This is a genomic window from Vibrio sp. Vb0304, from assembly GCF_033338995.1.
GTDB classification, from domain to species: Bacteria; Pseudomonadota; Gammaproteobacteria; order Enterobacterales; family Vibrionaceae; genus Vibrio; species Vibrio alginolyticus.
On sequence record NZ_JAWOTT010000002.1, the window covers coordinates 354,012 to 365,721 of the forward strand.

Annotated in this window: 7 protein-coding genes; 3 read left to right on the forward strand and 4 right to left on the reverse strand. The window is 43.0% G+C overall.

What is annotated here, in order from left to right; all coding sequences use genetic code 11:
• Positions 1–124 precede the first annotated feature (124 nt).
• From R7P35_RS06620 to R7P35_RS06630, 3 genes are read left to right on the forward strand one after another with little or no spacing between them, the layout of a single operon-like run.
• Positions 125–781, forward strand: a complete 657-nt coding sequence (locus R7P35_RS06620; protein ID WP_021707693.1) for a TetR/AcrR family transcriptional regulator — start codon at positions 125–127, stop codon at positions 779–781.
• Positions 768–2,096, forward strand: a complete 1,329-nt coding sequence (locus R7P35_RS06625) for an efflux RND transporter periplasmic adaptor subunit (protein ID WP_042523281.1) — start codon at positions 768–770, stop codon at positions 2,094–2,096. Before R7P35_RS06620 ends, R7P35_RS06625 begins: the two co-directional genes overlap by 14 nt.
• The gene (locus R7P35_RS06630; protein ID WP_149192153.1) at positions 2,093–5,194 is read left to right on the forward strand and encodes an efflux RND transporter permease subunit; all 3,102 of its coding nucleotides are present in this window, start codon (positions 2,093–2,095) and stop codon (positions 5,192–5,194) included. Before R7P35_RS06625 ends, R7P35_RS06630 begins: the two co-directional genes overlap by 4 nt.
• A 482-nt stretch (positions 5,195–5,676) precedes the next feature.
• On the opposite strand, the gene R7P35_RS06635 is transcribed toward R7P35_RS06630, so the two are convergent.
• The 4 genes from R7P35_RS06635 to R7P35_RS06650 all read right to left on the reverse strand — a co-directional run bounded on the left by R7P35_RS06635 (position 5,677) and on the right by R7P35_RS06650 (position 11,703).
• Positions 5,677–6,540: a hypothetical protein gene (locus tag R7P35_RS06635; RefSeq protein ID WP_042523285.1), complete on the reverse strand. Its 864-nt coding sequence runs from the start codon at positions 6,538–6,540 to the stop codon at positions 5,677–5,679.
• Between the two features lie 169 nt (positions 6,541–6,709).
• The gene (locus R7P35_RS06640) at positions 6,710–7,558 is read right to left on the reverse strand and encodes a DNAase (protein WP_169628775.1); all 849 of its coding nucleotides are present in this window, start codon (positions 7,556–7,558) and stop codon (positions 6,710–6,712) included.
• A gap of 395 nt (positions 7,559–7,953) precedes the next feature.
• On the reverse strand, positions 7,954–8,220 hold the full coding sequence (locus R7P35_RS06645; RefSeq protein WP_005373876.1) for a hypothetical protein: 267 nt from the start codon (positions 8,218–8,220) through the stop codon (positions 7,954–7,956).
• A 324-nt stretch (positions 8,221–8,544) separates the two neighbouring features.
• The gene (locus tag R7P35_RS06650) at positions 8,545–11,703 is read right to left on the reverse strand and encodes an efflux RND transporter permease subunit (RefSeq protein ID WP_213904403.1); all 3,159 of its coding nucleotides are present in this window, start codon (positions 11,701–11,703) and stop codon (positions 8,545–8,547) included.
• Positions 11,704–11,710 lie beyond the last annotated feature (7 nt).

The window sequence follows — 11,710 nt, forward strand, 5'->3', positions numbered from 1 at the left end:
CTCTTTTTTACTTCTCTTCATCACAAATTAATCACTTGATTAAATACTGATTAATTTTTCACATGTCGCATGAGAAATCAGCGTCTTATAATTAATCAAATGTTTAATATTTTGAGAGAAGATTGTGACGGAAGCGCATCGAAGGGCGGGAAGACCCACAGATAATATCGACGCACGGGAAAAACTGATTTTCCACGCGCGCGAACTCTTCACCATTATGGCTTATGACAAGGTCTCTACTCGCCTAGTCGCGCAGAAAGCAGGCGTGAACGTGGCGATGATTCGTTACTACTTTGGCAACAAAGAAGGCTTGTTCGAGACCATGTTGCGCGAAACACTGTCACCGATGCAAAAGCAGATGCAGACGTTGGTATCCAACAGTAACGAGCAAAACTTTCTCGATCTAATGCGCACCTACTACCGCGAAATGATCAAGGTACCACAGTTCCCACGCTTAGTTGCCCAAGTTATGAATATGCCCCCATCGGAAACCCAACGCAAACTGCTCGAAAAAGTCTTCGCAGATATCAGCAAGCCAATGCAAGGCGTGATCTTTGATAAGTTGATCGACAGTGGCGTTTTACGAAAAGACGCCGACCCTCAACTTTGTCGCGTCTCTTACATCAGCTTGATGGTGTTTCCTTTTATGGCACCACCAGCACTGCTCGCCATTCATGGCATTGAACTTTCTGAAGCCTTCTTGAACCGATTATTCGAACACAACATACAACTGATGAAACATGGATTTTTAGACTCGGGCGACCAATATGAAGATAAATAAAAAGCTGCTGTTCTTTCCTGCTCTTGCGGTGGGGGTCGTCATTCTGTTTTTGGCGATTAGCCTCAAACCAGATTTGCCCGTAAAACCCGCTGGAGATCGTGCACGGTTGGTCGAGACGATTCCACTTGAGCTCAAAGCCATTGCTCCAGTAGCCATAGGGTTTGGCAAGATCGCCCCAAAAGTGGAATGGAAAGCGATAGCCGAAGTGACGGGGAAAGTGGTCTACCGCCATCCGCAGCTGGAAAAAGGACAAGTGTTGCAAGCAGGGACAGAAATCTTGCGAATCGACCCACTCGATTACGAACTGAAACTGGTTCAAGCTCAAGCCGATCTCAAATCTGCTCAAACCTCTCTGGCTAAGCTGAACCAAGAAGAAGCGAATCTCAAAAGCACACTCAAGATAGAAGCCAACCGTCTGGTTATCGCCAACAAAGAGTTAGACCGTAAACAAAACCTACGTAAGAAAGGCTTAACCTCGCAATCGGATGTAGATCAGCAAGAGCAAAGCGCGCTCTCTCAACGTAAGTTAGTACTGGATATTGAAAATCAAATTGGTTTGATGCCGGATGAGAAACGAGTCGCGGAAGCCCTAGTTAAAGTTAATGCATCAAAAGTGGATGAGGCCGAACGCTCGCTTGATAAAACCATCATCACGCTTCCTTACGATTTGCGTATTGCTGACGTAGAAATTGAGAAAAAGCAAGTGGTTAACCTCCAACAAACCATGGTGACAGGACATGGTATTGATGTCATGGAAGTGGAAGCTCAACTGTCCATTCATGACATGCAAACTTTGGCGGCGAGCATCGGTGAGTTTGTTCGTGATGAATCTGGTATTCCACAACCTGATATGAATGCGATTCATGCCAACATTGAACTCAGCAGCGGTAACCTCTCTGCAAGCTGGCCTGCGAAAGTTGCACGCATCAGTGAAACGGTTGATCCAAGCCAAGCGACTGCCGGTGTGATTCTGGAAATTGAACAAGACTACCGTGCATTAAACCCAACGTCTGCGCCTCCATTGGTGAACGGCATGTTTGTGCGTGCCTTGATTGAGGGACAAGAGAACCCGAGTTGGGTCATCCCAGAGCGTGCGCTTCATGGCGATAAGATTTACCTGATGGGCGATGACAATCGTCTGCAAGTCGTGACGGTTGAAGTGTTATATCGCCGCAATAACCAAGTGGTGATCGATGGTGAACTAGAGCAAGGTCAGAAGCTGATCATCAACGATTTGCTGCCCGCAATTAACGGCATGCTATTGAAAGAGTCACCTGAACAGTCAGAAACGGCTATTGAGGAGTCTGATTCATGATCCGATTCTTCGCCAAGCACCCAACGGCAGCTAACTTGCTGATGCTAACGCTGCTTATATTGGGTATCTCTTCACTTTCCACGATTAAGCGGGAAACCTTTCCTGAGTTTGATCCGCCCTACATCCTAGCTGGTGTAGTCTACCCAGGAGCTTCCCCGCAAGAAGTCGAAGAGAGTATCTGTGTCCGAATGGAAGATGCTGTTGATGGCCTTGCTAACATTGAAGAAACGCAATGTGAAGCGATTGAAGGCTCTGCGCGTCTTATCTTAAAACTGAATGAAGAAGCCGACATCGGCCGCATGCTGGTTGATGTTCAAACCCAGATCAACTCGATTAATGACTTCCCACAAGAAATTGAGTCTCCTGTGGTCCAAGAGCTAGATTGGAATGAGCCAGTTGTGGATATCGCGATCACTGCAGACACCACATGGCCAGAGCTAAAAGCCTATGCAGAACAACTTAAACGCACATTAAAGCTCGATTATGATGTGTCTTTGGTTGAAGTTGCAGGCTTCTCTGACCACCAATACCGAGTAGAGTTAGACACTCAAGCCATTCGACAGCTTGGCTTAAGTGTTGGCGATATTGCTGAGCAGATTGGTCGTCAGAACGTCAAGTTGCCAAGTGGTAATGTCGAAACGCCAGATAAGAACTTTCTGATCCGCTTTGACGAACGACGCGTGACGCCAGAAGAGCTTGAGACTATCGTCGTGGGCTCTGGTCCAAATGGGTCAATCATCCGTCTAAGAGATATTGCGACGATTACCGACCGATTTGAATTGGACGAACAGAAAGTCCTCTTTGATGGTCACCCTTCTGCCCTACTAAAAGTCAGCAAAAACAAAGAAGACGATGCACTGCGCATTAAAGAACGTGTTGCTCAATTTGTCGAAGAACAACAAGCCATCGCGCCAGACGGTGTGATGCTACAAATGACCAATGACCTTTCATCCGTGCTTTGGGATCGCCTGACCATGATGGTCAAAAACGGTTGGCAAGGTATCATTCTGGTCTTCGCCACCATGTGGTTGTTCTTTAGTTTTCGCTACTCTTTTTGGGTCGCAGCTGGTTTACCTGTTGCCTTCTTAGGTGGGTTATTTTTGATGGCGCAACTTGGCCTGTCCATCAACATCATGTCTTTGGTCGGGTTACTCATGGCCATCGGTATCATGATGGATGACGCCATCGTTATTGCCGAATCGATTGCCGCTCACCTAGACCGAGGAGAAGAGATCGATGATGCCGTAACTAAAGGAGTGAAAAAGGTACTGCCGGGGGTGATCTCTTCCTTTTTAACTACGGTGTGTATTTTCGGTAGCTTGTTATTTTTGCAAGGTGAAATGGGTGCGGTACTTAAAGCGGTTCCTCAAGTTCTGATCCTCGTACTGAGTTTAAGTTTGGTGGAAGCCTTCTTGATTCTACCTAACCACCTTTCTCACTCACTACACAAACAAAAGCAAGAGCGAAAAACACCGAAGTTCAAACAAAAGCTGCTCGCTTCTTTTGAAAACTTTCGCAACACCACCTTGGTCAACGCAGTGGATAAAGTGGTCGAGTATCGCTATGCCTTTATGGGTGGTGTGGTTGCCTTGCTTCTTATCTCCGCAGCCACGTTAGTAGGTGGTTTACTCAAGTTTCAACCCTTCCCTGAACTGGATGGCGACATTGCAGAAGCGCGCATTATTCTTCCTCCGGGTTCTTCTCTGTCTCAAACGGAAGCCGTCGTCGATAAGATCGTCGCTTCCGCTCAAAAGCTAGATAAAGAATGGACAGAGAAAGTGGAAGACGGCAATCCATTGGTTCTACACATCACCAGTCAATTCAACGCTAACGCCGATGCGAATGAATCTGGCCCTCATATTGCCACGGTGCGTCTGGATTTGCTGGGTGCAGAGAGTCGTAACACACTCATCGATGAATTTATCGATGCATGGCGCGAAGACATCGGTGAACTTGCCGATCCTATCTCGCTGGTATTTAAACAACCGACCATGGGGCCGGGTGGACGAGCGATTGAAATTCGAGCGAAGCATGATGATCTGGATGCGCTCAAAGCGGCCTCTATCGACATTCAGCAATACTTGAATGAGTTTGACGGTGTCCATGGCGTGTTGGATGACATGCGTATGGGTAAAGAAGAAGTTTTGGTTAAACTGCGTCCGGGGGCAGAAGCTTATGGGGTTAACGGCCAACTCATCGCCAATCAGTTACGTGCGGCTTTCTTTGGCCAAACCGCAGACGAAATCCAAGTTGGGGTAGAAAACATTTCCATCGAAGTTCGCCTCGATAAAGCACAAGCTGGTGACTTACAGCAATTGGCAAACTTCCCAATTATCTTGTCCGATGGCAGTCAAATCCCACTCGCGACCATTGCGACTTTGGATTTCCAACGTAATTACGTAAGAATCCAGCGCATTGATGGCTTGCGCACAGTGAGTGTATTCGGCGATATCGACAATACGAAAGCCAACTCAACCGCCATTATTCGTCAGTTCCAACAAGATGAAGCGCCAAAGCTTATGCAAAAGTATCCTGGTCTTCGCTTTGATTTTGAAGGCGAAGCCAAAGATACCGCTGAAACTGGCGCATCAATGGGTAAAGGCTTCTTGCTTGGTTTGTTTGGCGTGTTTGCGATTCTGAGTTACCAATTCCGCAGTTATTTGGAACCATTCGTGGTCATGCTTGCGATTCCACTCGCCTTTATTGGCGTGGTATGGGGACACATCCTACTCGGTCACTCATTAAGTATGCCGAGTATGATGGGCTTTGTCTCACTAGCGGGGATTGTGGTGAATGACTCGATTCTGTTAGTTCAGTACATACGCCATCATGTCGATGAAGGGGATAATGTGCACGACTCAGTAGTCAAAGCCAGTCGGGAACGCTTTAGAGCAGTATTCCTGACATCAATGACCACTGCAGCAGGTTTGCTTCCGTTACTGACTGAAACCAGTTTGCAAGCACAGGTTATCCAACCACTGGTTATCTCCATCGTGTTTGGTATTTTCGCATCCACTCTGCTGGTGTTGTTTATGATCCCTGCTGCGTATGCCATTTTAGCTGACTTCGGCCTAGTCCATAAGCACGAAGAAATCTAAAACAACTGATAAGTAAACTTATCAAAATGAACAAGAGCGGCTTAGGTCGCTTTTTGTTCAATACCAATGCGTTAAAAAACACACAATCACTTAACAAGCAGAGGGTTATTGTGTCTCATTAAGTGTAAATATGAACAGTTAAGGATTAAGTATGTTGAGTTTTATATAACCAAATCAAATAACCAACACAAGATTTATAATATGTTTTATTGTCAAAAACGGCATTTCACAGAGTAAAAATACACGCAGGCAACACATTCACAATTTAAACTCACGATAATGAAAACATTGATTGAAGAATTAACATTTTAACAATCATTACAACAATGTTAACTTTAGCCTCGTTGGTCGCGCTGGTGGTAAGCCTCTCACCAAGCCTATTGTCAGTTTTATATGGACGTTCGACCACCTCCAAAATGAATAGACACCCAATTTGGTGCCCTTTTTTCGCCCGTGAAGGTATTCTTCGCGGGCTTTTTTCTTTAAGTTAAGTATGAACGCTCTGGATCAACTTTTTTTGCCAACCTTTCGGATTTGGAGGTAGTATGCGAATCAATAAGCGGAGACAGTGCTAGCAACTCTAAAACGTTTTTTTCAAAAATTTCATCCGCGTGTCTTACCCAATCTAAAAACTTTTTTTGAGCAAACATAGGTTCGATTTCATATAAAAATTCAATACTAAAGTAAAACTCATTTTTGATAGGCAAATTGTACACTCTTCGATAGTCTTTTTTATACTCCAAATTTCCTTCTACATATTTTGAAAATGTATTTTCACCAATCTTGATATCTTGGCATTTGATTGGAGGATAACCACGAAGAAACTCTCCTACAAGGAACTCTTCTTTCGCTCTCTTTTTTTCTTCGTTTATCGGGTCTGTTCCCCAACGATGATTTGCGTACGCAATGGCATCATTCATCAACTCTGTATGATCACCTTTTCGAGAGCCGTCAGGTGACTCTACAGCATGATAAAAATCCACGTACTCTTTCTCTATAAGTGAAGATAGTTGATTAGCACTAGTAATACATTTATCTGCAGACTTAATCCTTAACCTAATATATAAACCACCTTGTTTATTGATTGGTAATAGTGGATTGATTATTTTCTTTTGAAAAGAAAAATAAATCGTGGCCAATTTTATACACTTTTCATGTCGCTCTACTTTTGAATCAATATTGAACCGTTGTAATTCAATAAAATCTTGGTATACATGACCTTCATATATATTGTTCGGGCATTCAAATGATAGTACTAAGTCATCTATCTGGAATACATTATGTAACAAGTGTGCAAAATCTGGTTTCCCTCTAAAACCATCTTTAAAGATCTTGATAAAATCCATATTTCTATCTCTTGTTATTTAAATATTTATTGATATTTGTGGTAAGCTCTATACTAAATCCATTGGCTTTATATGCACCATGAGCACAAGGGTAAATAGACATCCAATTAGATTCATTTTTCTCTCATGGCTACATACTTTGCTAGCTTTTCTTGACACTGACGCTGTGTTACTCTGCCTTAGTTTCTTCGTTCAATCCCTTTACTGCTTTGGCTGTATACGAGTCGATGAGCGGAGACAAGTCCAGTAATTCCAATACTTTTTTTTCAAAAGTTTCATCAGCACTTCTCACCCAATCTAAAAACTTTTGCTTGGCAAACATCGATTCGTACTTATACCAAAACTCGATGCTCAGGTAGAATTCATTTTTTATGGGTACATTGTATACTCTTCTTAATTCAATCTTATAATTAAGATTACCTTCTGAGTATTTTGAGTATTTGTTTTTTCCAACTTCAACTAGCTCACACTTTATTGGTGGATAACCACTTAAGAAACCTCTAATTAAATATTCTTCTTTTTCTCTTTTTCGGTCTTCACTTTCTGGAATTTCTCCCCATTGTTTATTCGCACGCTTAGTCAATTCTTTCATCAAGTCTGTATGATACCCCCTCATAGAGCCTTCACTTTGCTCCGGGGCATGATAAAAATCATAATACTCTCTCTCTAAAAATGAAGACAATTGACTAATATTATTAATATCTTCTCCAGCAGATTTAACCCGTAACCTAATATATAATCCACCTTGTTTGTTAATAGGAAGCAAAGGGTTTAATATTTTCTTCTGAAACAAAAAATATACCGTAGCTAACTTTACAAACCTTTCATGCCTCTCTACTTTTGATTCAACATCGAACCGTTCTAAATTAACAAGATCCTGGTATACATGTCCTTCATATATGTTGTTCGGACACTCAAATGACAGCACTAAGTCATCTATCTGGAACGCATTATGTAATAAATTAGAGAAATCCGGCTTTCCTCTAAAACCATCTTTACACATTTTAATAAAACTCATATGTCTATCTCTTATTCTTCAAATATGCATCAATACCTTTAAACGAGAGCCTGCAATATGAGTTCTAATTCAAGTAAAGGTAAGCCACATACTAAGGTATTATGAAGGTCAAAAAGGAGATCGGATCTTTTCTAAATTTTAAATATCTAACATCACCTCCACTTTACTGAAATCTACACTTTTGAAAGTTACATCCGCTCCATCCAGCAATAGCTCATCAAACACGCCAACTATTGATAATAAGCTTGAGGATCTGATCTCCACCCATGAAATGAGAAACAAAAAAGCCAGCCTTAAAAGGCTGGCAAGTAGAGCAACAAGGTCAGTGCTTACTGCTAACTAACACCGAACTCGTATTGGATTCATTTTCGTCTGTTAGTCTCTTTTAGCGGCGTTTATGACTTGCTTGCTTTCTCTTTGTGGCACGTTACCTTTACTAACTGTTCTTGCTCATCTTTAATGTTTTTCACGATACGCTCATCACGTGCGTGAATGGCATCCATGTTCATTTGCTGAATATCTGCTATAGCTTCATGTTTCATCTCAGAAAAGTCCTGACGTAAATCTGAGCTCCACTCCTCTTTGTCTAAAGTGTTAGCAGCAGCGATTGGTGATGACATTACAGCAATAAGACTTAGAGTAGATAGAAATACGCTTTTCATAATAAGCTCCTTGAGGATTAGCAGTTAATTTTAATTACAATTTATATATTGCACATACGATGCCAACTTTTATTTTGTTATTTTTCAATAACTTAAATCATGAGCCATATTCAGCGTTATCTTCGTCTGGTAAATTTCGCTAACCAAGTGTCAAATTAACCATGCGAATTCAATACATTAAAAACATACATATTATAAATGCTTTGTCAGGCAGTTTTCTCATCAGATAATTACGTAACTGCCCACTAAAAAATCGCTTTGAATCAAAATGCGGAAACAAAAAAGCAGCCCGAAGGCTGCTCCTAATCGTTAACATCAAGCTTGTTAACTCGATACGCTTGCTTCAACGCTCGACGTCACTGGCGACTTTCTGAAACGATTAATCAAACGATGGATAAACCTCTTAATCGATCTGAAAATATTTTTAATATCTTCAAGCATTAAATACAAACAAGGCACCAACACTAAAGTCAGAACCGTTGCGTACAACACTGCAAAGCCCAAAGCGACAGCCATCGGTATGACGAAACGCGCCTGCAAACTCGTTTCAAACATTATCGGCAATACACCCGCAAACGTCGTTATTGAGGTGAGCGTGATAGCTCGAAAACGAGCACAACCCGCCTCAACAACCGCTTGTTTGATGTTCATACCCTTTTCTCTCACTTGATTTACGTAATCTGTCATAACCAGAGAGTCGTTGATAACCACGCCAGCAGCGGCGATCAAACCAAATGTCGACATCATACTGATGTCTAAACCTAGCCAGAAATGGCCCCAAATCGCCCCCGTCAGACTAAACGGAATGACGGACATTACAATCAAAGGTTGGGTATAACTTTTTAACGGTACAGCTAACAAGATGTAGACGATGATCATGCCTGCAATAAAGAACAAAATCTGTTCATTACGCTGCGCAGCCTGCTCTTCAATATCACCGCCCAATTCTGTTTTCACAGTTGGGAAGGCTTGCTTCATGTCCGGTAAGATATTGTCGTCAATGACCTTCACGATTTCTTGAGGTTCAACCAATTCTTCGTCTATCGAACCATAGACATAAACGGTTTGATACCCGCCTTCACGTCGAATGCTACTCACGCCCGGCTGCTCATTGATCTTCACCACATCACCCAACATGACCTTCTTACCTGCTGGTGTTGTAATCACGGCGTAACGCAATGATGAGAATGCTTCACGCGTCAGTTGCGGGTAACGCACCATAACTTTAATTTCTTCACCATCACGAATAATGCGCTGTGCTTCGCCACCATAAAAGCTGCCACCAACTTGCTCTGCGATCATGGTGAGATCCAGACCGAGATCGTACGCTACAGGCGCAAGAGACAGGAGTACTTCTTTGCTTCCAGAATCAATAGAAGATGAAATATCATATAACCCTTCTTCCTGCTGTAAACGCTCTATCAAGTAACGCCCAGCCTCGTTGAGCTCATTGATGTTAGAACCAAACAACAAGTAACCAAACTCATCTCTGTCACCACCACCCGCACTCTGCTCGCGGATTTTGATGCTCTTCATACCTGGAATAACAGGCATAGCTTCACGCCAACGTCGAGCCAGTTCAAATGTATTGAACGGGCGTAACTCTTCATCAACAAGAGGTACTAATACTCGACCTTCGGTGCGGCTTCTGTTGTACGACAGCACATCACGAATCATTCCTTGACCATGTTCCGCAATGGTCTCAGATTCGATCTTTTGCATGACACGTTCAATAGTCTTGAGTGCACTGATTGTCTGCTCACTTGAAACGGTATCATTCATTTCAATAGTGATCGCAGGATAGTCAGTCGGCACTTTAGGGTTAGGGATCACCCGAACATAATTCGCGTTGATCAAAGCCGCGCTGATCAGCAGTAAACCACAGAACACCGCAAACACTGTCCAGCGCCAATGGGTGCATGTTGTTACAAAGTTACGATATGGACCATTTACAAAACCAAAAAAACGTTGGTTAAATCGGTCACGCCAGCCACCTGGTTTAACTGGCTTAAAATGGGTATGCGCCAAGTGCGCTGGTAGGATCAGCTTCGATTCAATCAAACTGAAGATCAAACAAAGAATCACGACCCCCGCGATACCATAAAAGAAGGCACTATCAATACCGCTAGACAACAAGAAAGGGGCAAACACAGCAATTGTGGTTAACACACCGAAAGTGGCTGGTGTGGCAACACGTTTTACACCACGAACCACGTTTTCGACGCCACCGCCCTTTTCTTCGATTTCACTGTACGCACTTTCTCCCATCACGATGGCGTCATCAACTACAATACCGAGCACCATAATGAAGGCAAAAAGAGACACGATGTTTACCGTGATCCCTAATGCAGGCATCATCATTACGGCACCGAGAAAACAGACAGGTAGCCCAATCATTACCCACATAGCCAAGCGGAAACGTAGGAAAATGGTCAGCATAATCGCGACTAATGCAGCGCCTTGCAGCAAGTTTTTCAACATCATGTCGAGACGCCCATTTAAATAGTAAGTCGTATCAACTAAGACTTTGAGCTTAACATCCTGCGGCAATGTCTTGTTTTTTGCTTCAATATAATTACGAACGGACTGTGCAACAGGGATAATGTTCTGGTCACGAGTTGCTTCAACAGACATGTAGATCGCATTCTGACCTGAGTATTCAAAGTAGCGCTCTTCTTCCGTAAAGCCATCTTTTATTGTGGCAATATCTTGCAACAGAACCTTTGCACCATTTGCGCCAAGCTTTACAGGAATATTTCTAAACTCATCACCACGGTAGTATTGGTTTTCAATCCTTACTGCAATCATCCCTGAGTTTGTTTTTACTTCGCCCGCAGAAAAGTTGGCTGAGTAACGGCTGATCGCGCTGCTGATATCGCTCAACGTCAGGTCGTATTTACGAAGAACAAGTGGGTCAACTTCAATCGCTATTTCTTCTTCTGGCGCACTCAGATACACCAGCATGACGTTTTCTAACTGAAGTAATTCATCTTCGATTTGCTTAGCAAGCAGTTTAAGCTCCTCGAGCGGTCGGTCCCCAACTAACCCCATTTCGATTACATCTTGGCGCCATTCAACTTGGTAGACATTGATTGGTTCCATACCCGCTGGTAAGTTAGACAAGGTATCAATACGTTGGTTTACATCATCCAAGACACGCTTGATATCGGCATTAACGTCTACCTCGATGGAAACATACGCGCTACCTCTAGAGGCCGTTGAGACTGCTTTTTTAATCCCGGTGACGTCTTTAATCGATTCCTCGACCTTAACGAGAATACTCTCTTCTATCTCTTGAGGAGAAGCGCCAGGATAAGTCGCACGAACATCAATGTAGTTCACCTCAATATTCGGAAACATCTGCCTTTGAATAAAGAGAAAACTCACCACACCCATGATAATGATGAACACCATCAAAAGGTTGGCAGCGACGGGGTTATTCGCAAAATAGGCAATTAAGCCCTTTTGTTTAGTATCTTCCATGACAAAC